The 25233-nt window shown below is 66.5% G+C and carries 23 protein-coding genes; 5 read left to right on the top strand and 18 right to left on the bottom strand.

The window, feature by feature from the left end; all coding sequences use genetic code 11:
* Nucleotides 1-2: 2 nt before the first annotated feature.
* The 9 genes from KUV62_RS01030 to urtA all read right to left on the bottom strand — a co-directional run bounded on the left by KUV62_RS01030 (nucleotide 3) and on the right by urtA (nucleotide 11789).
* Nucleotides 3-1235, bottom strand: coding sequence for an MGH1-like glycoside hydrolase domain-containing protein (locus KUV62_RS01030; protein WP_222601831.1), 1233 nt, complete (start codon nucleotides 1233-1235; stop codon nucleotides 3-5).
* Nucleotides 1232-2455 carry a carbohydrate ABC transporter permease gene (locus tag KUV62_RS01025; RefSeq protein WP_222601830.1) on the bottom strand — a complete coding sequence of 408 codons (1224 nt, stop codon included), beginning with the start codon at nucleotides 2453-2455 and terminating at the stop codon, nucleotides 1232-1234. Before KUV62_RS01025 ends, KUV62_RS01030 begins: the two co-directional genes overlap by 4 nt.
* Nucleotides 2456-2561: 106 nt before the next feature.
* Nucleotides 2562-3803, bottom strand: coding sequence for a carbohydrate ABC transporter permease (locus KUV62_RS01020; RefSeq protein ID WP_222601829.1), 1242 nt, complete (start codon nucleotides 3801-3803; stop codon nucleotides 2562-2564).
* A 62-nt stretch (nucleotides 3804-3865) separates the two neighbouring features.
* Entirely contained in the window at nucleotides 3866-5218 is a 1353-nt protein-coding gene (locus KUV62_RS01015) for an ABC transporter substrate-binding protein (protein WP_222601828.1), read from the bottom strand.
* A gap of 256 nt (nucleotides 5219-5474) precedes the next feature.
* Entirely contained in the window at nucleotides 5475-6170 is a 696-nt protein-coding gene (gene urtE, locus KUV62_RS01010) for an urea ABC transporter ATP-binding subunit UrtE (RefSeq protein WP_222601827.1), read from the bottom strand.
* Nucleotides 6171-6270: 100 nt separating this feature from the next.
* Nucleotides 6271-7011: an urea ABC transporter ATP-binding protein UrtD gene (urtD, locus tag KUV62_RS01005; RefSeq protein WP_222601826.1), complete on the bottom strand. Its 741-nt coding sequence runs from the start codon at nucleotides 7009-7011 to the stop codon at nucleotides 6271-6273.
* On the bottom strand, nucleotides 7008-8246 hold the full coding sequence (gene urtC / locus KUV62_RS01000) for an urea ABC transporter permease subunit UrtC (protein WP_222601825.1): 1239 nt from the start codon (nucleotides 8244-8246) through the stop codon (nucleotides 7008-7010). Before urtC ends, urtD begins: the two co-directional genes overlap by 4 nt.
* Before the next feature lie 193 nt (nucleotides 8247-8439).
* The gene (urtB, locus tag KUV62_RS00995) at nucleotides 8440-10404 is read right to left on the bottom strand and encodes an urea ABC transporter permease subunit UrtB (protein ID WP_222601824.1); all 1965 of its coding nucleotides are present in this window, start codon (nucleotides 10402-10404) and stop codon (nucleotides 8440-8442) included.
* Nucleotides 10405-10499: 95 nt separating this feature from the next.
* On the bottom strand, nucleotides 10500-11789 hold the full coding sequence (gene urtA / locus KUV62_RS00990; RefSeq protein ID WP_222601823.1) for an urea ABC transporter substrate-binding protein: 1290 nt from the start codon (nucleotides 11787-11789) through the stop codon (nucleotides 10500-10502).
* 469 nt (nucleotides 11790-12258) lie between these two features.
* Between urtA and KUV62_RS00985 the strand changes: the two genes are divergently transcribed.
* The 4 genes from KUV62_RS00985 to KUV62_RS00970 all read left to right on the top strand — a co-directional run bounded on the left by KUV62_RS00985 (nucleotide 12259) and on the right by KUV62_RS00970 (nucleotide 16278).
* Complete coding sequence (locus KUV62_RS00985; protein ID WP_261395148.1) at nucleotides 12259-13683, top strand: circularly permuted type 2 ATP-grasp protein; 1425 nt, start codon at nucleotides 12259-12261, stop codon at nucleotides 13681-13683.
* A gap of 7 nt (nucleotides 13684-13690) precedes the next feature.
* The gene (locus tag KUV62_RS00980; protein WP_222601822.1) at nucleotides 13691-14644 is read left to right on the top strand and encodes an alpha-E domain-containing protein; all 954 of its coding nucleotides are present in this window, start codon (nucleotides 13691-13693) and stop codon (nucleotides 14642-14644) included.
* Nucleotides 14641-15471, top strand: coding sequence for a transglutaminase domain-containing protein (locus tag KUV62_RS00975; RefSeq protein ID WP_222601821.1), 831 nt, complete (start codon nucleotides 14641-14643; stop codon nucleotides 15469-15471). The genes KUV62_RS00980 and KUV62_RS00975 overlap by 4 nt, the downstream gene beginning before the upstream one ends.
* 84 nt (nucleotides 15472-15555) lie before the next feature.
* Nucleotides 15556-16278: a proteasome-type protease gene (locus KUV62_RS00970; RefSeq protein ID WP_222601820.1), complete on the top strand. Its 723-nt coding sequence runs from the start codon at nucleotides 15556-15558 to the stop codon at nucleotides 16276-16278.
* A gap of 290 nt (nucleotides 16279-16568) precedes the next feature.
* On the opposite strand, the gene KUV62_RS00965 is transcribed toward KUV62_RS00970, so the two are convergent.
* The 9 genes from KUV62_RS00965 to KUV62_RS00925 form a co-directional block, all read right to left on the bottom strand.
* Nucleotides 16569-17090 (bottom strand): chemotaxis protein CheD, encoded by a 522-nt coding sequence (locus KUV62_RS00965; RefSeq protein ID WP_222601819.1) that lies wholly within the window; start codon nucleotides 17088-17090, stop codon nucleotides 16569-16571.
* Entirely contained in the window at nucleotides 17087-18142 is a 1056-nt protein-coding gene (locus tag KUV62_RS00960; protein WP_222601818.1) for a CheB methylesterase domain-containing protein, read from the bottom strand. Before KUV62_RS00960 ends, KUV62_RS00965 begins: the two co-directional genes overlap by 4 nt.
* Before the next feature lie 122 nt (nucleotides 18143-18264).
* Entirely contained in the window at nucleotides 18265-18621 is a 357-nt protein-coding gene (locus KUV62_RS00955; protein WP_222601817.1) for a chemotaxis protein, read from the bottom strand.
* Between the two features lies 1 nt (nucleotide 18622).
* Nucleotides 18623-19009 (bottom strand): response regulator, encoded by a 387-nt coding sequence (locus KUV62_RS00950; protein ID WP_222601816.1) that lies wholly within the window; start codon nucleotides 19007-19009, stop codon nucleotides 18623-18625.
* A gap of 9 nt (nucleotides 19010-19018) precedes the next feature.
* The gene (locus KUV62_RS00945; RefSeq protein WP_222601815.1) at nucleotides 19019-19888 is read right to left on the bottom strand and encodes a CheR family methyltransferase; all 870 of its coding nucleotides are present in this window, start codon (nucleotides 19886-19888) and stop codon (nucleotides 19019-19021) included.
* Entirely contained in the window at nucleotides 19885-20349 is a 465-nt protein-coding gene (locus tag KUV62_RS00940) for a chemotaxis protein CheW (protein WP_222601814.1), read from the bottom strand. Before KUV62_RS00940 ends, KUV62_RS00945 begins: the two co-directional genes overlap by 4 nt.
* On the bottom strand, nucleotides 20342-22486 hold the full coding sequence (locus KUV62_RS00935; RefSeq protein ID WP_222601813.1) for a chemotaxis protein CheA: 2145 nt from the start codon (nucleotides 22484-22486) through the stop codon (nucleotides 20342-20344). Before KUV62_RS00935 ends, KUV62_RS00940 begins: the two co-directional genes overlap by 8 nt.
* 3 nt (nucleotides 22487-22489) lie before the next feature.
* Entirely contained in the window at nucleotides 22490-22864 is a 375-nt protein-coding gene (locus KUV62_RS00930; protein ID WP_222601812.1) for a response regulator, read from the bottom strand.
* The gene (locus tag KUV62_RS00925) at nucleotides 22861-23082 is read right to left on the bottom strand and encodes an STAS domain-containing protein (RefSeq protein ID WP_315901554.1); all 222 of its coding nucleotides are present in this window, start codon (nucleotides 23080-23082) and stop codon (nucleotides 22861-22863) included. Before KUV62_RS00925 ends, KUV62_RS00930 begins: the two co-directional genes overlap by 4 nt.
* A gap of 251 nt (nucleotides 23083-23333) precedes the next feature.
* Between KUV62_RS00925 and KUV62_RS00920 the strand changes: the two genes are divergently transcribed.
* Nucleotides 23334-24989 carry a thiamine pyrophosphate-dependent enzyme gene (locus KUV62_RS00920; RefSeq protein WP_222601810.1) on the top strand — a complete coding sequence of 552 codons (1656 nt, stop codon included), beginning with the start codon at nucleotides 23334-23336 and terminating at the stop codon, nucleotides 24987-24989.
* Nucleotides 24990-25233 lie beyond the last annotated feature (244 nt).

Raw genomic sequence — 25233 nt, 5'->3', positions numbered from 1 at the left:
CCTTACCTTCCGGCCCAGGCCAGCCAAACCGCGGCGGTCCAGGTGAAATTGTCGCCGCCACAGGGGGCGGCATCCAGCGGGTCGAAATATTCGCGGAAGCCCGCGCGCTCGATCAGCGCGGCGGTTTCCTCGCGCAGCCGCGCCTCGTCCCAGTCGCGCCCGGCGCTGGCGAGCCCGAGCCCGATCAGCGCGTTCATCTGCGGCCAGACCGGCCCGCGCCAGTAGCGCTTGCGCTCGAAGCTCGGCGCCTCCGGGTCCGACGACGGCAGGCCGTAGGCCACCGCGTCCCACATGCGGGCGAGATGCGCCTCCATCTCCGGCGTCTCGCAGCGCGCCAGCCAGCAGAGCAGCGCGCCCGAGCCGATCACCCCGGCCCATCTACCACTGCGCAGGTCCTTGGCGTCGTAGCTCTGCAGCTCCGGGTTCCAGAGCGTCTGCACGCCCGCGCGCAGATGCGCCGCCCAGCCCTCGATCTCGCGCACATCCTCTCCCAGCGCCCGGCCGAGGGCTGCGAGATCGTGATGGGCGCGGATCAGGATGAAGGTGATGCCGGGATCGGTCATCAGGAACGGGCACTCCGCGACGATGGTCTGCTGGTTCCAGCCGCACTCCTTGCCGAAGCGCACCAGCGCGAGGTAGCGGTCGTATTCGAGCTTGGTCGGGCGCTGTGCGCCGTCGACCTCCGCCTCGTCGCGGCGGGCGTAGTCGCCGGCGCCGGAGCCGTCGACATTGGCGAGACCCACGTCCCAGTCGGGGCAATTGTCTCGCCCCGATTCCCACGGGTGGCACACCGCCACCGCGCCACTGGCGCAGCGGGTCTGCATCCACCAGCGGTGCCACGCGAGCAGTCTGGGGTAGAGCGCCCGCAGCCGCGCGGTGCCCGCCTCCGGATCGGCCTCCCAGACCGCGCGCATGAGCGTGGCCGCGACGGGCGGCTGGCTGATGCCCGAGGTTGGCACGTCGCCGCCCGCGCCCCAGACATCGGGGCCGGGGAAATAGCCCGGCGCCTCGTCGTGGAACACCATGTGCGGCACCATGCCATCCGCCCATTGCGCGGCGAAAAGCGTCTCGAACTCGCGCCAGGCGCGGTCGCTGTCGAAGGTGGAGAAGCCCCAGGCGGCAAAGGCGCTGTCCCAGTTCCACTGGAATGGGTAGAGCATGTCGGTGGGCACGGTGTAGGCGCCCCGGTCGTTGCCGCGCAGGATGGCGCGGGCCTGATCGTCGCGCCGCGTCATCCCTTCACCGACCCGGCGGTGAGCCCCTTGGTCATGAAGCGCTCGAGCCCGAGGAACAGCACCATGATCGGCACCGTGGCGATCACCGATCCCGCCATCAGGTGCTGACGCGGCACCTCCGAGGAGTTCAGCGAGGCGATGCCGCGGGTCAGGGTGTATTTCGACGGATCGTCGAGCAGCATGAAGGCCAGCAGGAACTCGTTCCACGCGATCATGAAGACGTAGAGCGAGACGCTGGCCAGCGCCGGGAGCGACAGCGGCAGGGTGATCTGCCAGATCACCTTGAGCCGGCTCAGACCGTCCATCAGCCCGGCCTCCTCGATCTCCGCCGGCAGGCCGCGGAAGTAGCCCTGCAGCATGTAGAGCGCCACCGGGATCGTGGTCACCGGGTAGATCATCACGATGCCGAAGATGGTGTTGCGCAGCCCGGTCATGGAGAACGCGATGTAGATCGGCAGCGCCAGAACGATCATCGGCACCATGTAAATGAGCAGGATCGAGCGCGAGAACAGCGCCTGTCCCTTGAAGCGCAGCCGCGCCACCGCGTAGGCGCCGGGGATGGCGAAGGCCAGCGTGATCAGCACGGTCAGCACGGAGACGTAGAAGCTGGTCCACAGGTAGCGACCAAAGCTGTATTGCGTCATCAGCTCGGAATAGCTGCGGAACAGCTCGGCGCCGCGGCTCAGGTCGATGGTGAAATCGAGCGGGTTGGCCATCAGCTCGGACTGGTTCTTCAGGCTGGTCATCACCATGACGTAGAACGGGATAAGCACGATGGCGGTGAAGAAGATATAGCCGAAGCCGGTAAGGAAGCGGATCACCGCCTCCTCGAACTCGTGCCGGGTAAGGGCGCCCGGGCGCAGTTCCTCGAGGATCAGCCAGAGCCCGAGCCCGGTGAAGCCGATCGTCGCCACGCGCCCGGTCCAGGCGGCCAGCGGTGCGCTGCCCTCGCCGATCTCGAGCGGGCCGATGCCCGCCACCGCGCTCAGCGCCAGCAGAGCGAGCGCCACCGCAAGCGGTGCCAGCAGCCGCTGCCGCCCGCCGAAGCGCAGGCAGGCCAGCCCCAGCGCCACGCCGGCGATCAGCCCGCCCCAGAGCGTCGGACGGAAGGCGTCACCGGTGAACAGGCTCATCGCCACCGCCACCGTCGTGGCCACCACCAGCGACCACAGCGCCCCCAAAATGGGCCCGGTCAGATATCCATGCCGCAGGAGTTTCATGCCGCCCCCCTGATCTTCTCTGGTTCAAAAATACCTCGGGGTGAATGCCGGCCCCCGGGCGGCAGAGGGGCAGCGCCCCTCAACACCCTCACCACCTGCGCCACGCTCACAGCCCTTCCTCCCGGCTCATCACCCGGAAGAAGAACACCGAGAACAGCAGCAGGCAGCAGAAGATCACCACCGCGACCGCCGCGCCTGCGCCGATATTCGACAGCGCGAAGGCCTGCTCATAGACGTTCACCGTCAGCACCCGCGTGCCGGCGTTGCCGCCGGTGAGCAGGAAGATGTCGTCGAACTTGTTGAAGGTCCAGATGAAGCGCAGCAGGAACAGCACCGACAGGATGCCCAAAAGCTGCGGAAGCGACAGGTACCAGAATTTCTGGAACGGCGAGGCACCGTCCATGTCGGCGGCCTCGTACATGTCGTGATCGATCGACTGCATCCGGGCCAGGATGAACAGGAAGCTGAGAGGGAAATAGCGCCAGATCTCGAACAGCGTCACCATGATCAGCGCCAGGGGGCGCTCGCCGAAGAAATTGATCGCCTGCGTGGTCACGCCCATCTGCAAGAGCAGGGCGTTGGCCGAGCCCGAGAACGGATCGAAGAGCAGGATCCAGGCAAAGGCCACCGCGATCACCGGCGCGACATAGGGAAACAGGTAAAGCCCGCGCAGGATGCCCTGTCCCTTGAAGGACTTGTTGAGCAGCATGGCAGCGAAGAGCCCCATCACCAGTGCGCCCAGCGTGCCGAAGATGGTGTAGAACAGCGTCACTCCCAGCACCGACCAGAACTCGTCGCCGTCGAAGATGCGGACGAAATTTTCGACGGTGAAGTCGAAGCTGGTCAGCACGTTGGTGGCGCTGCCGCTCATTTCGGGGGCACTGTCGGTTGCCGGAGGGCCGGCGAGATAGGTCTCGCTCGCGGTCACCGGGATCTGCAGGGTGACCCGCTGGCCACCCTCCCAGTCGCCGAAATCGCAGTCCAGCCGGCCGTCCGCGATGGCGCAGGCCGGGTCGAGCTCGCCGGCCTCGAGCCCCTCGGGCCAGGCGTCGCTCAGCGTCACCCCGAGGATCGGCTGATCCTGCGAGGAGTTGCGCAGCCGATAGCGCAGCGTGGCCTCGTCACCCGGCGCCTCGAGATCGCCGCGGATGTCCTCGCGCACGATCGGCGTGGGCGGGCGCAGGTCGGCCAGGGTCACCGGCTTGAAGCTGATCCAGAACACCGCCAGCAGCGGCAGGATTACCACCAGCGACACCGCCGCCAGCGTCGGGAACAGCAGGCCCCAGGCCAGCCGCGCCTCGCGCTTCGCCAGCGGGCCGGTGCCAATGGGAGGGGTGGCGTCGGTCATCTCGCCCTCGTCTGTCGAATGCGGAGCCCTCTCCGGCGGCGCGCCGGGGAGGGCGGGGCGCCTTACTGGATGGCGCTGAGCTCGCTGTTGAGCTTCTCGACCGCCGCGCTGGCGTCGATCTGGCCGTCGATATACTCGCGCACCACGCGGTTCAGCGCCTGGCTGCCGATCATCTTCGAGGCCAGCGCAAGCTGGCCGTCCTCGACGCCCCAGCGCTGGGCCACGTCGAGCCCGGCGACGATCTCGTCGATCATCTCCTGCGGGTAGAGATCGCTCAGCGCCGCCTTGCGGTCGACGCCCACCGGCAGTTCGGACCAGGCGTTGACGAAGGCCTCGGCATCGTCGGCGTTGCCGCGGCGGATCGGGAACTTGCCCTCGGGCGCGATGGCCAGCGTGTCGACATAGCCCTCGTCCATCGAGTATTTCACGAACTCGATGGCGGCGTCGGTCTGGGCGTCGCCGGTGATGCCGAACATGTTGATCGAGGCCCAGGCGGCACCATCCTGGTTCGACGGGCCGGAAAAGTTGGTCACGATGCCGGTCATCGAGGCCAGCTCGGTCGAGGTCGGGTCATCGTTGATGGTGGGCGGGGCGCTGTCGCGCAGGCCAGCCAGCTCGTCGAGGATGAAGGGCGACCAGATGATCATCGCGGCGTTGCCCGAGAAGTAGAGCGTACGCGACTGGTCCCAGTAGAGATCGCCCGGAGGCGAGGCCTCGGCGATGGCCTTGTAGAACTCCAGCACCTCGGTGGTGGCGGCCTCGTCGAGCGGCGCGAAGCCGTCTGCGCCGACGGGACTGACGCCATTGGCAAGGAAGACATGCTCGAGCACCTGGCTCATGAACGACTCGTCGACCTTGGTGGCGGCGACGAAGCCATACATTTCCGGCGGGTTGTGCAGCGCTTCCAGCGCGGTCTCGACGGCGGCGTAGGAAGTCGGCGGCTCCAGGCCGGCTTCCTCGAAGAGATCGGCGCGGTAGACGATCATCTGGGTCCAGCCATCGGCGGGGACCGAGGCCCAGCTGCCGTCGTCGAAGCGTGCCATCTCGAGCGCGCCGGAGGCGAAGGTCTCGGGGTCGAGATCCTCGATCACGTCGGTCGCAGCGTCAGGGTCGAGAATGCCGGCCTCGGCCCAGGGCAGGGCCAGCGCAAGCGGGTGGTAGATCACGTCCGGAAGATCGCCGGCGGCATAGGCGGCGGTGGCACGGGTGCCGAGCTCGCTCTCGGTCACCGGGATGACCTCGACGGTGTGACCCGAGGCCTCGCCGAATTCCTGGGCCATCGCCTCCTGCCGCGCGAGGCGCTCGGGCTGCTCCTCGGTGGTCCAGAAGCGGATGGTCTCCGCCCCGGCGGCGCCGGCGCTCAGCGCCAGGGCCATCGCGACGCTGCCGAGCAGCGGTTTGCGCATGGATGTCATGGGGTCCTCCTGTGAACGTGCAAGACAATCGGTAAAACAACGGGCGCGCCGCCCGGGGCCGGGCAACGACGGACTGTCAAAATTCGGGTTGGGGTGAACTTACGCGCCACGCGGTATCGCGCGGGCCGTGTCTCGCCTCTCATTCTGTTTGCCGATAGCAGCATGCAAACAACTCTCCCGTGCCGGAGAGTTGTCTCTCAAAGCGATTTGGGCAAGGGAAAAATCTGCCGCAGTGCGGCAAGTTAGCGATAAACCGTCAGATCGACACCTTGGCCAGCAATGCCTCGCGGTCGATCTCGCCCGCTCTACCGGAGAGCGCAACCTCTCCCCGCGTCACCGCGACGAAGCTGTCGGCCAGCCCCCACATGAAATCGAAATACTGCTCCACGAGGATGATCGCCATGTCGCCCTGGTCGCGCAGCTGCGAGATCACCCGGCCGATCTGCTGGATGATGTTGGGCTGGATGCCCTCGGTCGGTTCGTCGAGCAGCAGCACCCGTGGCCGCGAGATCAGCGCCCGCGCGATGGCGAGCTGCTGCTGCTGGCCGCCCGAGAGGTCGCCGCCGCGGCGATGCAGGAAATCCTTGAGGATCGGGAACAGCTCGAAGATGTGCTCGGGCACCTTGTGCTCGGAGCGCGGCAGGCAGGCGAAGCCGGTCTCAAGGTTCTCCTGCACGGTCAGCAGCGGGAACACCTCGCGCCCCTGCGGCACGTAGGCGATGCCGGCGCGTCCGGCCTGAAAGGCGGTGAGGTGGTTGAGCGGCTTGCCGTCGAGCGTGATGGTGCCGCCCGAATAGGGGTGACGCCCGGCGATGGCCTTCAGAAGCGAGGTCTTACCCACGCCATTGGTGCCGGTCACCGCGGTGACCTTGCCGGGCTCGGCGGTGAGCGAGATGCCGTGCAGGATCTGGCTCTGGCCGTAATGCAGGGTGAGGTTCTCGACGCTCAGCATGTTCTGTCTCCTGCCCGTCCGGGTCTTGATCGGCGCCGCGCCCCAGCCGCCTCGGGCGAGGGCTGCGGGGGCGTGCGGAAGGATCTGGCGGGCGCCACGTTCAGCGCCCGAGATAGACTTCGATGACCTCGGGGTTCGAGGTCACGTGATCGAGCGAGCCCTCGGCCAGCACCGAGCCCTCGCAGAGCACCGTCACCCGGCAGTCGAGTCGGCGGATGAACTCCATGTCGTGCTCGACCACGACCACCGCATGCTTCTCGGCGGCGCGCTTGAGAAGATCGGTGGTGTGCTCGCGCTCGGCGGGCGTCATGCCGGCGGCAGGCTCATCGACCAGCAGCAGGCGCGGGTCCTGGGCCAGCAGCATGCCGATCTCGAGCCATTGCTTCTGACCGTGGCTCAGCTCACCGGCGACGCGGGGCAGGGCGTCGGTCAGGCCGATGATCTCGGCCAGTTCCTCGATGCGCTCGGCGCCGCGCCTGGTCTTCCGGTAGAGCAAGACATCGAACGGCCCGCGCTTGTTCTTCAGCGCCATGGCGAGGTTCTCGCGCACGGTCTGGGCCTCGAACACGGTGGGTTTCTGGAACTTGCGCCCGACGCCGGCCATCGCGATCTGGCTTTCCGACATCTTCAGCAGCGAGATCGATTTCTCGCCGTAGATCACCGTGCCCTCGTCGGGCCGGGTCTTGCCGGTGATGATGTCCATGAAGGTGGTCTTGCCGGCGCCGTTGGGGCCGATAATGGCGCGCAGCTCGGGCTCGCCGATGCGGAAGCTCAGGTTGTTGATCGCCTTAAACCCGTCGAAGCTCACCGACACGCCGGACATTTCGAGAAGCGTCTTCATTTCTCTTCCTCCCCCTCGACGGTGCGGCGCGCGCCCTTGTCGGGCCCGAAATCGCCGATCCGCTCGGGCACCGGGTGGCGCGTGGTGACGAGATCGAACAGCCCGCCGATACCCTTGGGCGCCAGCAGCGTCACCGCGACGAAGCTTACGCCGAGCAGCACCAGCCACCAGTCGGTCCACTGGATGGTGTAGAAGCCGAGCGGCACCGAGGGCACCGCACCGGAGGTGAACCAGCTCGACAGCAGCGACACGAAGGCCGCGCCGAGCGCCGCGCCGTAGAGCCGACCCCGCCCGCCGATGGCGACCCAGACCGCGAGGTAGATCGAGGCGATGGGGGCGATCTCGTTCGGGTTGATGATGCCGGCCTGCGGGTAGTAGAGCGCGCCGGCGATGCCTGCGACGATGCCGGTCAGGGTGAAGACGAAGAGCTTGTAGCCCTCGACATGGTAGCCGAGGAAGCGCACCCGACTCTCGTTGTCGCGGATGCCGCGGATCACCGAGCCAAACTTGCCCGAGGTGACCCAGGCAAAGAGCACATAGCCCAGCCCAAGCGCCACGGCCGAGGCCCAGAAGAAGGCGATCGACAGCGTCGCCTGCGGCACGTCGTCGAGCCCGGGCAGGTTCTGCAGGCCCGAAAGGCCGTTGTTGCCGCGCAGCCCGCTCTCGTTCTGGAACAGGTAGAGCGACAGCGCCAGCGTCATCGCCTGAGTCAGGATCGAGAGATAGACGCCGGTGACCCGGCTGCGGAAGGCGAGCCAGCCGAAGACCAGCGCCAGCAGGCCGGGGACCAGCACGACCATGGCAATCTGCAGCCAGAAGCTGTGGGCGAAGATCCATACCGCGGGGAATTCCGAGCTGCCCACCACGCCGAAGATCTGTGTGCCGATGGAGTCGTGGATTTCCTGCGGGGTCGGCGGGATGGCGGCGGCGAGCAGGCTCTCGGTGACGATGATCTCGGTGCGGGCATACATCAGCCACATGCCGATCATGTAGCCGCCAAGCCCGAAGAAGGCCATGTGGCCGAGGCTGAGGATGCCAGTGTAGCCCCAGACCACGTCCATCGCCACGGCGACGAGCATCAGGCAGAGCGTCTTGCCGAGCGTCTTGACGAAGCTCGTCGAGATCATGCCGTTGCCGGCGGCCTCGGAAAGCACGGTGACGATCAGGGCGAAGATCCCCAGCGCCAGCAGGAACCAGAACACCGAGCGGTTCTGCGTCAGGAAGGTTCGGGTCATGCGAGGGCCCTTTCGCTGGTCAGGGAGGGGGCGCTGCCCCCTTCGCGCGCCGGGGCGCGCTCACCCCCGGGATATTTTCGGCCAGAAGAAATCAGGGGCGCGGCCTGCAGCTTCTTCTGGCTGCAAATATCCCCGCCGGAGGCAGGCCGGATTTCGCGGCCGGGTGCGGTGTTCGGGACAGATGCGCGCATGCTCAGTCTCCCGCCGCACGGCCCTTGAGGGCGACGATGCCCTTGGGGCGGAACTGGATGAACAGGATGATGAAGAGGATCATGTAGGTCTGCGCCGCCAGCGTGTTGGACGGGTTGAAGAACTCGATGCCCTTCTGGAGGATGCCGATCAGCCCGGCGCCGGCGAGCGTGCCCCAGACATTGCCGACGCCGCCCACGACCACGGTCATGAAGCTCTGCACGATGTAGTCGGCGCCCATCTCGGAGGTGACCTTGGCGTAGAGCCCGATGGCGACGCCGGCGATGCCGGCGATGCCTGAGCCGAGGCCGAAGGTCAGCATGTTGATCTTGTCGGGGTTGATGCCCATCGAGGCGGCCATGCCGGGGTTCTGCGTCACCGCGCGGACCTCAAGGCCGAGACGGGTCTTGTTCAGCACGAAGAGGATCAGCCCGAGGAAGATCAGCGCCAGCACAAAGATCGCGATGCGTATATTGGCGATCGAGACCACGTCGTTGATCACCCAGGCGCCGTCGAGCCAGGAGGGCGAGGTCAGCGGGCGGGCCTGCGTGCCGAAGATGTTCTTCGCCAGCTGCTGCAGCGCGATGGAGATGCCGAAGGTGGCGAGCAGGGTCTCGAGCGGGCGGTGGTAGAGCCAGCGGATCACCAGCCGCTCCATCGCCACGCCGGCGCCGAAGGTCACCGCGAAGGCCAGCGGCAACGCCACGATCAGGCTCAGGGTGTAATCGGGGATGATCTGCTGCACCACGTAGCCGGTATAGGCGCCCATCATGATGAACTCGCCATGGGCCATGTTGATCACCCCCATCACCCCGAAGGTGATGGCGAGGCCGATGGCGGCGAGGAAATAGATCGAGGCCAGCGACAGCGCGTCGAGCCCGAGATCCAGCGCCTGGTTCAGCGCCACGCGGGTCTCGATCTCGTCGAGCGCTTCGCGCGCGGCGTCGGTGATCGCGGAGTCGCTTTCGGTGTATTCCTCGTAGAACACGTGCGAGGCGAGGGCTGTCTCGACATCGTCCTCGGTCACCCGCGCTGGCACGGTGCCGGCGTCGGCAAGGGCGGCATAGGCACGATCGCGCCCGGCCTCGGTTGCGAGCTGACCGATGGGGACGCCGCCGACGCTGCCGCCGTCGATGTTGTCGGTCAGCGCGGCCTTGATCTGGGCCGGCGTCTGGGCGGCGGGGGCGAGCCCGGCCTCGACCAGCTGGGCATAGGCTTCGGCCTCGGTCAGATCGTCCCCGGGGGTGAGGGTGCGGGCGATGTTGGCGCCCTCGGGCAGTTCGGCTGCGACGCCCGGTCGGGTGGTCAGGATCTGGTTCAGCACCGCGCGCACATCGACGGCGATGGCATCGGAGAGCGCCTCGATGGCGGCGATGCGCGCCTCTTGCGTGTCGCCGTAGCGCGCCGCGAGCATGCCCACGAGCCGCTCCTTGCGGGCCAGCAGCCCGGCATCGGTCTCGCCCTCGATCGAGTTGCGCAGCGGCTCGAGCTGGTCGGCCTCGGGGCTGCGGGAGATGGCATCGAGCGCGGCGGTGCGGCGGGCGATGTCGGGATCGGAGAGCTGGAACTGCACCAGTGCGGTGCCGATGACCCGGCGCACGCCGCCGTTGGGGCGGATCTCGGTCATCTCGGAGGCTGGCGCGGTGCCGGCGGCTTCGCCGGTGGCGATGTCGGAGAGCGCATACTCGTTGCCCTGCTTCTCGGCGTAGTAGAACAGCCCGTCGCCGCTGCGCTGGTAGACGCTGCGGTCGGCCCAGCGTTCGAGGAACAGCGGCACCCCGGGCAGGCCGGAGGCGGTGAGGGCGTCGATCACCGTGCCGACGCTGCGGCGGCCGGGGCTGGCGACCTCCTCGGCGTGGGTCTGGAGGATCGCCTGCAGATCCTGTCCGGCATCCTGCGCCACGGCCCGCGAGGCGGGCAGGCACAGGCCGAGGATCAGCGCGAGGGCGAGGAAGAGCGCGCGCAGCATGGGCAGCCTTTGCGAAAGGTCTTGGAAATTCGAGGAAACTCGGGCGGCGGGCGCCATGAAGGAGCGCCCGCCGCTAACGCTGTCAGAGCGTCAGATCAGTAGTTCGACTTGAGCTGGACGCAGGTCGAGGTCTCGGTGTTGTACATGCCGCACTCGAGCTCCTTCCAGTCCGACTTGAGCGGAGCGGATTCCGGCAGGTAGTCGGTCCATGCATCGCCCGGGACCGGCTCGGTCGAGGAGATGATGTCGAACATGCCGTCGGCACGGATCTCGCCGATCAGCACCGGCTTGGAGAGGTGATGGTTCACGCCCATTACGGCGGTGCCGCCGGTCAGGTTCGGGAACTCCTGGCCCCACATCGCTTCGCGCACCGCGTCGACATCGGTGGTGCCGGCCGCTTCGACCGCGTTCACCCACATGTTGAAGCCGATGTAATGGGCTTCCATCGGGTCGTTGGTCACGCGGGCCTCGTCGCCGATGAATTCGTGCCATGCGGCGATGAACTCGTCATTGGCTTCGGACTCGGCGGTCATGAAGTAGTTCCACGCGGCGAGGTGGCCGACGAGGTTCGAGGTGTCGAGGCCCGAGAGCTCTTCCTCACCGACCGAGAAGGCCACGACGGGGATGTCGTCGGCGGAGATGCCCTGCGCCGCGAGTTCCTTGTAGAAGCCGATGTTGGCGTCGCCGTTGATCGTCGAGATCACGCCGACCTGCTTGCCGTCCTCACCCAGCGCCACGACGTCGGAGACGATGGTCGACCAGTCGGAGTGACCGAAGGGGGTGTAGTTGACGAAGATGTCTTCCTCGGCGATGCCCTTCGACTTCAGGTAGGACTCGAGGATGTTGTTCGTGGTGCGCGGGTAGACGTAGTCGGTGCCGAGCAGGGCGAACTTCTCGACGCCGAGTTCGTCGAGGAAATAGTCGGTGGCCGGGATCGCCTGCTGGTTCGGGGCGGCGCCGGTGTAGAACACGTTCTTCGAGCTCTCCTCGCCCTCGTACTGGACCGGGTAGAAATACAGCGCGTTCAGCTCTTCGAGAACCGGCAGCACGGCCTTGCGGCTGGCCGAGGTCCAGGAGCCGAAGGTCACGTCGACCTCGTCGTTCGAGATCAGCTCGCGCGCCTTCTCGGCGAAGAGCGGCCAGTCGGAGGCCGGATCCTTGACCACGGCTTCGAGCTCGCAGCCGAGCAGGCCGCCATCGGCGTTCTGCTTTTCGATCAGCATCAGCATGGTGTCTTTCAGAGTGGTCTCCGAGATCGCCATGGTGCCGGACAGGGAGTGCAGCACGCCCACCTTGATGGGGCATTCCACGTCCTGGGCGTTGGCTGCGCCTGCGGCGATCAGGGCCGCAGCGGCCACACCCGAGAGTTTCAATGTCTTGATCATTAAGGTCACTTCCCTTGTACGCGGCGCGATCCTCCCGTACCCGCCCGACGCATTGCCGGGCGGAGCAGAAATTGACTGCTCGCCGCTTCGTTTTTGTAAGCCAGGGCGGGTGTCGGGCTTGAGCCTCTTGCCGCCGTGGCATCCCCGTTGTTCACGCCCCGTCTGGAGCGCGGTAACTGCTTAGCCGGGGGTTCCCCGGTCGCCACGTCAATTTGCCCCGGTGTTTCCCGATCGCGGCGTGGCGCGCAATTTGTAGGCGAAAATTCCTGCGTTTGCATAATAATGGTGCGAAAAATTGCGGCAATTTGGTCCGATCCATGCGTTTAGGTGGTTATCCTATGCAAAACGCCGAATCCGGCAGCGCTCAAGAATTGGGCGAGAATTGGCGAACTGGACAAATTTTTTTACCTGAGGCCTTTCACTTGCGGCAGATTAGTTGGACGTTGAAGCGCAGAGCGAAGGGAAGACAATGAGCGCCAAGCAAGCCCCGATCTTCAACGAGATGATGAACGGCGCGGACGTCCGCGCCGCCTACCAGAGCCTCGAGCAGTGGTATCGGTCGATGCCCTCCGAGCTCCGCAGCCTGAAACAATCCGAAGCCGAGGACCTGTTCCGCCGCGTCGGCATCACCTTCGCGGTCTATGGCGAGGGCGGTGATCCGGAACGGCTGATCCCGTTCGACATGTTCCCGCGCGTGCTGACCGCCTCGGAATGGCGCAAGCTCGACCGCGGCATCCGCCAGCGCGCCGCCGCGCTCAACGCGTTTCTCTGCGATGTCTACGGGCGCCGCGAGATCATCCGCGCCGGGCGCATCCCTGAGCATCTCGTGACCAACAACGAAGCCTACGAGAAGGCGGCGATCGGCTTCATGCCGCCGGGCGGGGTGTTCAGCCACATCGTCGGCGTCGACCTCGTGCGTACCGGCCCCGATCAGTTCTACGTGCTCGAGGACAACTGTCGCACGCCCTCGGGCGTCAGCTACATGCTGCAGAACCGCGAGATCATGATGCGCATGTTCCCGCAGCTCTTCATGGAGAACCGCATCGCGCCGGTCGACGGCTATGCCGGGCTGCTGAAAAAGACGCTGGCCTCGGTGGCGCCGAAGAAGTGCCAGAACGAGCCCAATATCGTCATCCTGACGCCGGGCCAGTTCAACTCGGCCTATTATGAGCACTCCTTCCTGGCCGACCTCATGGGGGTCGAGCTGGTCGAGGGGCAGGATCTCTTCGTCGAGGGCGATTTCGTCTGGATGAAGACCACCGAGGGCCCCAAGAAGGTCGACGTGATCTATCGCCGGATCGACGACAGCTTCCTCGACCCGCTGTGCTTCCGCCCCGACTCGATGCTGGGCGTGCCGGGGCTGATGAACGTATACCGCTCCGGCGGCGTAACGATCTGCTCGGCACCGGGCGCGGGCGTTGCCGACGACAAGGCGATCTACACCTACGTGCCCGAGATGGTGCGCTTCTACCTCGGCGAGGAGCCGGTGCTCGAGAACGTGCCGACATGGCAATGCGCCAAGAAGGACGATTGCAAATACGTGCTCGAGCACCTGCCGGAGCTGGTGGTGAAGGAGGTGCACGGCTCGGGCGGATACGGTATGTTGGTCGGGCCGAAGGCCGACAAGTCCACCATCGAGGCCTTCGAGGCCAAGATCCGCGCCAAGCCCGAGAACTACATCGCGCAGCCGACGCTGGCGCTCTCGGCCTGTCCGACCTTCGTGGAGGAGGGGATCGCGCCGCGCCATGTCGACCTGCGACCCTACTGCCTCGTGGGAGAAAAGATCGAACTGGTGCCCGGGGGGCTGACCCGCGTGGCACTGACCGAAGGGTCGCTGGTGGTGAACTCGTCGCAGGGCGGCGGGGTGAAAGACACCTGGGTCCTGGCGGAGTAAGAAGACCATGCTGAGCCGTACCGCAGATCACCTCTACTGGATGGCCCGTTATCTCGAGCGGGCCGAAACCACCGGCCGCCTGCTTGAGGTGGGGGCCCGCAACGCGCTGCTGCCCGATCCCTCGGGCGGCTATCGCAACGACTGGGAGGCCGTGCTTCAGGCTAAGGGCGCGCTCGAGCCCTTCCTCGACAAATATGGCGAGCCCAACCAGCGCAACATCGAGACCTACCTGTTCTTCGATGCCGACAACCCGTCCTCGGTGCTGTCCTGCATCAACGCCGCGCGCGAGAACGGCCGGGTGGTGCGCACGGCGCTGACCTCGCCGGTCTGGGACGCGCTCAACGGCGCCTACCAGGAGCTCAAGCAGCTGCAGCGCGTCGAGCGCAGCAAGCTGATGACCAGCGAGCTGACAGACTGGACGATGCGCACCTGCTATCTCGTCCGGGGCTGCCTGCAGGCCACGCAGCTGCGCAATGACGGCTATGACTTCATGGGCATCGGCACCGCCATCGAGCGCGCCGACAACACCGCGCGTCTGATCGACGTGAAGTACTACGTGCTGCTGCCGTCGCTGTCCTACGTGGGCTCCGGGCTCGACCAGAGCCAATGGGCGCTGCTCCTGCAATCGATGACCGCGCAGCGCGCCTTCAACTGGACCTATACCGGCGAGATCACCGCGCAGAAGATCGCCCACCTGCTGATCCTCAACCGCAAGTTCCCGCGTTCGCTGCTGTCCTGCGTGCAGTGGACCTGCGATCACCTCGACAACATCGCGGCGAATTACCAGACCGGCTCGCGGGCGCAGGACGCCGCGCACCAGCTGCTCGACGATCTGCACAACATCACCGTCGACGACATCTTCGACGAGGGCCTGCACGAGTTCCTCGGGCGCTTCATGGCCCGCAACGCCGGGCTCGCGACCACGGTTCAGGACGTCTATCTTCACGGGATACCGGCATGAAACTGAGTGTCAGACATACCACCCGCTACAAGTTCGACCATCCGGTGCGCGGCGTGGTGCAATCGCTGCGGCTGTGGCCGGCGGATTGCGCCTCGCAGAAGGTTCTGTCCTGGGAGGTGAAGACCGAAGGTGCCATGCGCGGCGCCGAGTTCACCGACGGGGCGGGCGACCGCACCGCGCTGGCGAGCTGGCGCGGCCCGCTCGAGACGCTGACCGTCGAGGTCATCGGCGAGGTCGAGACCGTCGATCTCTTCGGGGTGCTCCGCGACCACCGTGAGAAGGGGCCGGCCTCGCTCTACCTGCGCTCGACCCGGCAGGTGCGCCCGGATCAGGATCTCAAGGATCTCTCTGCCTCGGCGCTCGGGGGCATGACCGGCGCCAGCGATCTCGACCGCGCCCACGCGCTCGCCAAGGCGGTGACGGAGGCGATCGAATACGCGCCGGGCGAGACCAAGGCCCACACCACCGCCGCCGAGGCGCTTTCGGGCGGCAAGGGCGTGTGCCAGGATCACGCCCACGCGCTGATCGCCGTGGCCCATGCGGCCGGCATCCCGGCGCGTTACGTCACCGGCTACCTGCAGGCGGATGAAGACGGCCAGCAGCACGAGGCCAGCCACGCCTGGGCCGAGCTCTTCGTGCCGGAACTCGGCTGGGTCGGCTTCGATGCAGCCAATCGTTGCTGCCCGGACGAGCGCTATATCCGCCTTGGGTCGGGATATGACGCGCAGGACGCGGCACCGATCCGTGGCGTGGTGCAGGGCAGCACGCCGGAAGAGCATCTCGAGGTCGAGGTGGTGGTCGCCACCGGGCAGCAGCAACAGCAGTAACCACGCCGGCGCGCGGCCATTGCCCGAACCGGGCAACGGCAGTAAGACGCCAGTCGGGGCACGGTGCCCCAAGAGGATTCGGCCATGACCTATTGCGTGGGATTGCTTCTCGACGCGGGCATTGTCCTGCTGTCGGACACCCGCACCAATGCCGGTCTCGACAACATCGCGACCTATCGCAAGATGTTCCTGTTCGAGCAGCCGGGCGAGCGCGCCATCGGCATCATGACCGCCGGTTCCCTGTCGATCACCCAGACCACCATGGCGCGGCTCACTGATGCCATCGAAGAGCCCGACAACGAACGCTCGATCCTGCGCGCGCCGACCATGCTGCAGGTGGCCGAGATCGTCGGCGCGACCCTGTCTGACGTGACCTCGGAAGTCTCCGCCAAGATGGAGCGGATGAGCCAGAACGCCACCGCCTCGATGATCGTCGCCGGGCAGCGCAAGGGCGGCCCGATGCGCATGTTCCTGATCTATCCCGAGGGCAATTTCATCGAGGCCACCGCCGACACGCCGTTCCTGCAGATCGGCGAGCACAAATACGGCAAGCCGATCCTCGACCGGGTCATCGAGCCGGGAACGTCGCTCGCCGATGCCGAGAAGGCCGTGCTGCTGTCGATGGATTCGACCCTGCGCTCGAATCTCAGCGTCGGCATGCCGCTGGATTTCACGGTGATCGAGGCCGACGCTTTCGAGATCGGCCGCACCCGCCGGATCGAGGCCGATGACGAGGGCTTCGCCCGCATGAGCGCCGCCTGGTCCGAGGCGCTGCGCAACGCGTTCCAGGAAATCGATCCGATCTGAGGCGCGAGGGCGCCATCGCCCGGCGCCGGACGCATTCGTCTCAGCACGCATCGTCATGGGCGTGCGCGCTGTCGCAGGTCTGCCTGCGCACGCCATGTCGTGTCGGTCCGCGCAGCGCGCCAGGACCAAAACGCTGCGTGAAGGCTGTCGGCCCGCTGGGTTCTTGTCTCCAAGCTGCTTTGGCGGGCGGCGCTGCGGCCTGCGCTGGCCATCTGCCGTGTCTGCGGCTCTCGAAGGGCAACACGATGCCTCCTCTCTGTCTGGTTGGGGGCTTGGAGGTTGGTCGCGTCTCAGAATAGCGTGATTTCTCCGACCGAAGGCGCCGGCGGAGGCGCTGGCGGGGCGACACGTTCCACCGCGCCGGGGACGACAAATTGCTTCACCCGGCCATCTGCAGGCCAGAAGCGAATGCGCCGCGCGGCGTTTCCGCCGGTGCTTTCCGAGGCGATGGGGATGCCCTCGTTCTGCAGGAACTCGCGTGCGAAGGCGACGTTGGAATCGCCGATGTCCCGCAGGTGGCTCAACATCTTGGCACCACCGAAGAGCTTGGCGACCATGCGGTTCTTGCGCGCGCCGCGCTTGAGCATGCCGTTGATCAGCAACTCCATCGAGTAGGCTCCGTAGCGCACATCTTCGGCGCGGCCGGCCCGATGCGGGAGCAGGAAGTGGTTCATGCCGCCGATGCCCTGCGAGGGGTCCGTCAGGCAGACCGCCGCGCAGCTGCCCAGCACGGTGGACATGACGCAATCCGGTTCGGAGGAGATGTGATACTCCCCTTGGACAACATTCACCAATTTCTCACCCGGGGTCATCGCATCGCCGTCCTTTGGTTGATCTCTGCGGCATCGGTCTGGCAGGCCTCGAGGATCTCCGGCCCGATGCGGGGCAGGGGCAGGGCGCGCTGGGCGGCACCGATCTCCATCGCCGCGCGCGGCATGCCATAGACCGTGCTTGTCGCTTCATCCTGCGCGAAGGTCGTGGCGCCGGCCTCGCGCAGCGCCTTCAGCCCTGCCGCCCCGTCGCGGCCCATGCCGGTCAGAAGCGCGGCGACGGCGCGCTTGGCTCCTGGGACCGCGGACTGAAACATCGCGTCAACCGAGGGCATATGTCCGGAAATGGGGCCGCCGGCCTGCAGGGTGATGCGCATCGGTTTGCCGCCGGCCAGGCGCATATGGGCCCGGCTGCCGGCGGCGAGGACGATCTCGCCGTGCGTGACTTGATCGCCGTCGCGCGCCGGGCGGACCTGAGCGCGGCACTGCCGGTCGAGCAGGCGGGTCAGGCTTTCGCCGAAGCCGCCGCCGGTATGCTGGACGATGAAGGTCGGCGGGCAATCCGCCGGAAAATTTGACAAGACGGTGAGCAAGGCGTCGACCCCGCCGGTGGAGGCGCCGATCAGGATGAAGCGGTTGCTGCGGGGGCGGCTCAACCCCTCCTCCGGCCTTGCTGGCGCGGGCGTCCTCGGCAGGGCGGCGGGGCCGGCGCGGCGGGCGGTGCGGGTCAGGCTGCGCAGCCGCTCGATCAGCGGCTCGGCGGAGATGTCAGCCGGCACCGCGAACAGGTCTGAGCTGCGCCCCCAGGGCGCGGATGCGACCCGATTGCCGCTATCGGGTTCGTCTGAAATGACGATCCAGCGGACATCCAGCGCCGCGAACAGCGCGCGCATCACCTCGAACTCTTCGGCCCGCGCAAGACTGCCATCAATGATGACGGCCATCGGCTGGCGCTCTTCGACCTCGGCGAAGGTGGTCATGAGGTCGGGCGTCTCGGCGACGATCTCGACCAGCGGTGATCCGTCAATGCTTTGCGAGACCCGACGCCGGCGGGTCCGGTCGGCTATGGCGATGATCAGCGAGATCGGATTCATCGGATCCCCTTTCGAAAACGGAACCCCGCGTCGGGTTTGTTTGCGGTCGGGAGGGCTGGGCGCCCTCTTTCAGCGCGGGACCGCGCTGCTGGCCTATATGTGATGGGCGCGGGATCGCGCCGTCAGAAGAGCTCGGGCGCGTTCGCGGTCAGATCGTCATGTGTGATGCCGCTCAGCCGTTGCCCGAGGGCCCGCAGAGGGATCGCGGAGACCTCGCGGGTCAGGTCGATTTCAGTGCGGTCCTCGAGCCGGCGCGAGAGCTTCTCTGAATAGGCGGCGAGCGCGTCGGTGGATTGCGCCAGCATGTCGAGCTCCTGAAGTGCCGTCACGGCGACCGAGCCAAGCGGTTCGCCGTTACAGGCATAGACATGCTCGATGCCATGTTCGAGACGCGCCAGCCGGTGATGCAGATGCCGGATCTCTTCAGAAAGCATGCGCATCGCCTCGCTCGGGGACAGGCGGACTTCATCGACACTCATCTCACAGTTTTCCCACCACGCTCTCGATGCATTGCTTCATTGCGATCGAGGTGAATGGCTTCTTGATCATATTGTTCAGGCCCCATTTCTTGGCGGTCGCGACCATGTCCGGGGTCGGTTTGCCTGTCACGAGGATGAAGCCCATGCGTTGCGTCGCCTTATTCTGGCGCACCGCTTGGAGCAGGCCGAGCCCATCCATGTTGGGCATGTTGTAGTCCGACAGAACGAGGTGCACGGGGTTGGCCGAGAGACGGGCAAGGGCCTGCTGACCGTCATTCTCGGTCAGGTAGTTCTTGATGCCGATCTCATCGAGCGCCTGGGTGATCAGGCCACGGCTGGTGGCCATGTCATCGACCACCATGATGCGCAGGGAGTCCTTCAGGCTCATTCTTGTCTCCTATGGAGCCACAGCGGGCTTGCGCGCGGCGGTTTTGCGATAGGTGGTGACGCCGGCGGTCTGCAGATCATCGAGAGCTGGGCCGGAGACCCGTTCGGAATGGCCGATGAACAGGAAACCACCGTCGCGCAGAAGGCTGGTGAACCGGGCCCAGAGCCGGCGTTGGGTTTCGTGATCGAAGTAGATCGCGACGTTGCGGCAGAAGATGGCGTCGAACGGACCTTGGAAGGGCCAGGCTTCGATCAGGTTGAGCTCGCCGAAGGTGACGAGGCGGCGCACCGGATCGCTCAGTTCGAAACAGGCGTGTTCGTCGCTGGACGGCCGTGTGCCGGACTTCTGCAGGTCGATCGGAATGGTGGTCAGGTCCTCGTTGGGGTAGCGCGCCTCGTTGGCGCGCCGGATCATCGCGGGATCGATGTCGGTTGCGAGAATTCGGGCATTGCGCAGCGCCGGTTCGGGCAAGCTGCTGATCAAGGTCATCGCGATGGAAAACGGCTCCTGTCCGGAAGAGCATCCGGCAGACCAGATCCGAATGCGCGGCTGCCGGGCAAGTTGCGGGATCAGTTCCTTACGCAATGTCTCGAAATGGTGCTTCTCGCGGAAGAAGCTGGTGACATTCGTGGTCAGCGCCGAGATCAGCTCAAGCCGCTCTTCCGCTTCGCCTGTGGTCTTCAGCAAGGCCATGTAGCTCGAGAAATCGTCGATTTTGCGGGCGCGCAGCCGCCGGGCGATGCGCGAATAGACCAGTGGCTTCTTGCTCTCGGCAAGAGCGAGGCCAAACTCGGCATGGGCCAGCTGGGCAAGTGCTTTGAAATCCTCGTCGGTGAAACGGAAATCCCCAGATCCCCCGACCGTCGCCGCAGAGATCATACCGAGCTCCCCTCGGTGTCGAGAACGGCATCGAGATTGACCACGCGCACCATGTTTTCGCCAACGGAGATGACCCCGAGGATGGCTTGCCGGGCCGCTTCCGACTTGATGTCGGGGGTTTCCTGAATCGCGGATTTTGCCACCGACAGGATTTCCGAGACGGATTCCACCAGCAGGCCGATGGTGGTGCCACCGCCGGCGGCGACGATCACCACGTTGCGCTCATTGTCGACGGTCTCGCCGAGGCCGAAGCGGGCGGAAAGATCGAAGATCGGGATGACCGCCCCGCGCAGGTTCATCACGCCGAGAACATCGTCCGGAGTGTGGGGCAGCTTGGTGACCGGGGTCCAGCGGCGGATCTCACGGATCTGGGTGATCTCGAGGCAAAAGCTCTGGTCTCCGGCGGAGAAGGTGATGAATTCGAACTGGGCCTCGGTTGGGGCTTCGGTGACGTCAAGCATGGCGCAGCTCCGGTTTGGGTGGTGGGGCGGGCGGCAGGAAGAGCGCCGCTGGGGTGAGTTTCACGAGTTCGTCCGGGTCGAGGATCAGGGCGATCTTGCCGTCGCCGAGGATCGTGGCCGCAGAGACGCCGGCAATCGCGCCGTAATTGCTCTCGAGGCTCTTGATCACCACCTGGCGCTGATCGTGGATGGCACCCACGCGGAGCGCCGTGAGCCCCTGGCCTTCGGTGCTGACGAGAAGCAGCACGCCGCTGCTGTCGGCCCCTTCTCCGGAGAGGCCGAGGTTGCGGGCGACATCCACGATGGGCACATAGGCGCCGCGCACCGAGATCACTTCGCCGTCGGTGCCGATGCAGTGCAGGTCGCGCGGGTTCGGGCGGATGGTCTCGATGATCGAGGCGATCGGGATCACCATGGTCTGGTCGGCGATCGAGATCACGAACCCGTCCATAACAGCCAGCGTGAGCGGCAGGACGATGGTGAAGGTCGTGCCCATGCCGGGGGTCGAGGCAATTGAGACGCGGCCCCCGAGCGCCGCGACCGCATTCTTGACCACGTCCATTCCGACACCGCGGCCCGAAAGGTTGGAGACCTCGGATGCGGTTGAAAACCCGGGCAGGAACAAGAGATTGTCGATCTCCTGCTCGGAGAGCTCGGCCTCCGGCGAGACCAGCCCCTTCTCGATCGCCTTCTCGAGGATGCGGGTCCGGTTGAGCCCGGCGCCGTCATCGGCGATTTCGATGAAGACGCTTCCTGAGCGGTGAGAGGCCGATAGCCGAATGGACCCGGCGGGATCCTTGCCAAGCTCGCTGCGCTTGTCCGGGCGTTCGAGCCCGTGATCAACCGCGTTGCGCACCATGTGGGTGAGCGGATCGGCCAGACGCTCGATAACCGTCTTGTCGACCTCGGTCGAGTCGCCGACGGTCACCAGCTTGACCTTCTTGCCCGTCGCCTCCGCGGCCTCGCGCACGATGCGCGACATGCGCTGGAAGAGCGGTTTCACCGGCTGGGCGCGGATCGCCATGACCCCTTCCTGGATATCACGGGCGAGCAGTTTGTAGGCCTCGAGCTCGTTGGTGAGATGCGCGACCGCCGGCAGCTCGAGCTCTTCGATGCGCTGCGAAATCATCGCCTGGTTGATGATCAGCTCGCCGACCGTGTTGATCAGCCGATCCACCCGGTCGAGATCGACCCGCAGGGTCGGGCGCGGGCCGCGCGGCTCGTCGCGCGGCGGGCTCTGCTTGGCGGGTTTCTGGGCGGGCCCCTGTGGCTCGGTCGTCAGGGCCGCGGGCACGGCGGGATCCGGGGGCGGAGGTGCGGCAGCGATCGGGTCGGCGGGCTCGGGTAGATCTGCCGGCAGGCTCTCGGCAGGCTCTTCGGAGACCTCGATCTCGAGCTCGCACAAGGCATCGACGAACTCGAACACCTCGTGCAGCACCGTTTCATCTTCGGAGGTCTGCAGCGTGAGCCGCCAGTCGATGACGGCATCCTCCGGATCGAACGAGTCGAACTCGGGCAGCCGCGAGAGATCGGCGATGACCGAAAGCGTGCCGAGCTCGGCCAGCGCGTCGAACAGCAGCAGCGGCTCGTGGCCGTTGGCATAGAGCGCCGGGCTGGGGCGGAAGCGAATGTCGAAGCGTCGCTGCTCGGGCTCGCCGGGCGGCTCGGCCTCGGCCTCCGGCAGATCGATTGCCATCGGCGCCGCATCGAAGGCGAGGGGCGCGGCATCGAAGGCCAGCTCTTCCTCGTTTTCGGCATCGTCGAGATAGGCGCCGAGCTCCTTCAATATGGCGGCCTCGGATTCGGCATTGGGCTCTCGCCCGTCGCGCGCCGCCTCGACCAGATCGGCGAGCTGGTCGCCGGAGCGATGGAACAGCATCATGAGCTGCTCATCGACATCGAGCTGCTTGGAGCGGACCTTGTCCATCACCGTCTCGAAGGTGTGGGCGAAGTTCACCAGGCGGTCGAGCGCGAAGGCCCCGGCGCCACCCTTGATTGAGTGCACGGCGCGGAACACCGCGTTGACCACCTCCATGTCGGAGGCGTTCTCCTCCATTGCGGCGAGCCCCTCGACGAGGGCCTCGAGAAGCTCCTCGCATTCCTCGAAGAACGTATCGCGGATCGAGCTGTTGGACATGGCTTACACCACGTGCCCGGTGAGCCGGCGCAGGACCGAGACCAGCGACGCATCGTCGAACGGCTTCACGATCCAGCCCGTGGCCCCGGCCTCGCGTGCGCGAGCCTTGAGATCCGGCCCGCTTTCGGTGGTCAGCACGATGATCGGCACGGTGGTGCGGTTGGGGCCGCTGCGCAGGTTCTCGATGACGCCGAACCCGTCCATGTTGGGCATGTTGATATCGGTGATCACCACGTCGGGCTCGACCTCGGAGAACTGCTCCACCCCTTCGACCCCGTCGCAGGCCGAGTGGTATTCGAAACCCGCGCCCTCGAGCGAGACACGCAACAGGTTTCGGATGGTGCGGGAATCGTCGATCGCGAGGACTTTGGTGCTCATGAGGTCTGGTCCTTGTCGAAATGATCGGGGGCGAGGCCGAGCCGTTCGAGGCCGGCGCGAAAACTGTCATTCACCTCGGTGACGCGGAACGGCAGCTGCTCGCGCTGCCATTGCTTGCGGGCCACCAGCAGGATCTGCAGGCGGTGCGCATCGAGCCGGGCGACATCGCGCGCCGAGATCGTGACCGGCGCATGCCGGGCGCCAAGAAGGAAGGGCACCAGAGCGTCTTCGCCATTGCGGTTCCGCACGGGTTCCAGGACGTGGAGATGTGGGTCGGACATCGTCTGCTCGGTGCCTCTGCCAGCCTCGGGTCGGGGGACCCGCGCCGCGGCCGCGCCGCCCGGGGTCTGGCATGAGACATACGGTCGGTGTCTTAACAAAGCGTTCTGGCGTGTCGGTTTTCGCAGCCCGCTTGCAGCCGCCGGGGCATCCCCTACAAGTGAGGCGACAAAGCAAAGGGAGAATGTCGATGGCGCGCAATGGTGGACAGCTGGTGGTGGAATGCCTCGTGGCCCTCGGGGCGCGCCGCGCTTTCGGGGTGCCGGGCGAGAGCTACCTCGCGGTGCTCGATGCGATGCACGACACCGGCGGCCAGCTCGATTTCGTCAATTGCCGGCAGGAGGGCGGGGCGGCCTTCATGGCGGCGGCGCATGGCAAGCTGACCGGCCAGCCCGGCATCTGCATGGTGACCCGCGGCCCCGGCGCGACCAACGCCTCGATCGGGGTGCACACCGCGATGCAGGACAGCGCGCCGATGATCCTGCTGGTGGGCCAGATCGGCACCGAGATGCGCGAGCGCGAGGCCTTCCAGGAAGTCAATTACCGCGCCGTCTTCGGCACCATGGCCAAGTGGGTGACCGAGATCGACGATGTCGCGCGCATCCCCGAGATCCTGTCGCGCGCCTGGACCACGGCGACCACCGGCCGCCCCGGCCCGGTGGTCATCGCGCTGCCCGAGGATATGCTGATGGCCGAGACGGAGGCGGCGCCGGTCTCGGGGCCGGTTCCCGTCTTCCCGCCGGAGCCGGCGCCGGCGGCGGTGGCCGAGGCGATGGGGATGTTGGTGCGCGCCGAGCGGCCGCTGATCATCGTCGGCGGCGCGCCGTGGGATCGCGACGCGCAGGATGCGCTGAAGCGCTTTGCCGAGGGCTCGGACATCCCAGTGATCAGTTCGTTCCGCTACCAGGACCAGTTCGACAACGGCTCCGACTGCTTCTGCGGCGACGCGGGCGTGGGCATGAGCGCGGCGACCAAGGCGCTGCTCGGACAGGCGGACGTGATCCTCGCGCTGGGCACGCGTTTCGGCGAGAACATGACCGACGGGTACACGCTCCTCGAGGTGCCGGACCCGGTGCAGAAGATCATCCATGTGATGGCCTCGGACCGCGAGATCGGCAAGGTCTACCGCCCGGCGCTGGGCATCCACGCCTGTCCGCAGCGCTTCGCGCTAGCGCTGGGCGAGACGGTGCAGGGCGGCTGGGCCGATTGGCGCCGCAAGGCGCGCGAGGCCTATCTTGGCTTCATCGACAACGCGCCGGCGCAGCCCGGCCCGGTCGATATGGTGGCGGTCTGCGCGCATCTGCGCGACCGGCTCGCGGGGCAGGATCTGGTGCTCACCAACGGTGCTGGCAATTTCACCGCCTGGCCGACGCGCTTCTTCCGCTTCCGCCCCGGAATGCGGCTTCTGGGGCCGCAGTCTGGCGCGATGGGCTACGGTCTGCCGGCGGCGGTCGCCGCCAAGATCGAGCGCCCCGAGGCCACGGTGATCTGCTTTGCCGGTGATGGCGACATCCAGATGACGATGCAGGAGCTTGCCACCGCCCGTCAGGCGGGGGCCGCGGTGATCGTGATCGTCGTGAACAACGGCACCTACGGCACCATACGCGCGCATCAGGAGCGCGAATTCCCCACCCGCGTCTCGGGCACCGAGTTGGTGAACCCGGATTTCGCGGTTCTGGCGCAATCGTGCGGCCTGCATGGCGAGGTGGTCTCCGAGACGGCAGGGTTCGCCGAGGCCTTCGAGCGGGCGCTGGCCTCGCCCACCGGCGCGCTGCTGGAGCTGATCGTCGACAAGGAGGCGCTGACGCCCTACCGCACGCTTAGCCAGATCCGCAGCGGGAGTTGAGAGGGGCCCCTGGCGACATCACGTAGCGGATCCAGGGGCTGGCCCTGAACCCGGGTCTCACGCCTTGAGGCTGCGTCTGGCTAAGTCGGGGCGACATCGGGAGAGCTGCGCCATCGCTGGCCCGCTGTGGGGCAATCCGTGGTTTTAAAGCCCTTGTCTTATCCTGATCACGTCCGAAGGGCCTCGACAGCCGGCGCTCGGCGCCACCAAATTGCCAGCTCGTCCGGGCGGGCCGGCGCCGGCG

The sequence above is a fragment of the Salipiger bermudensis genome (assembly GCF_019801965.1).
In the GTDB taxonomy this organism is placed as follows: domain Bacteria; phylum Pseudomonadota; class Alphaproteobacteria; order Rhodobacterales; family Rhodobacteraceae; genus Salipiger; species Salipiger bermudensis_A.
This window is presented reverse-complemented; position numbering and strand designations above follow the sequence as displayed.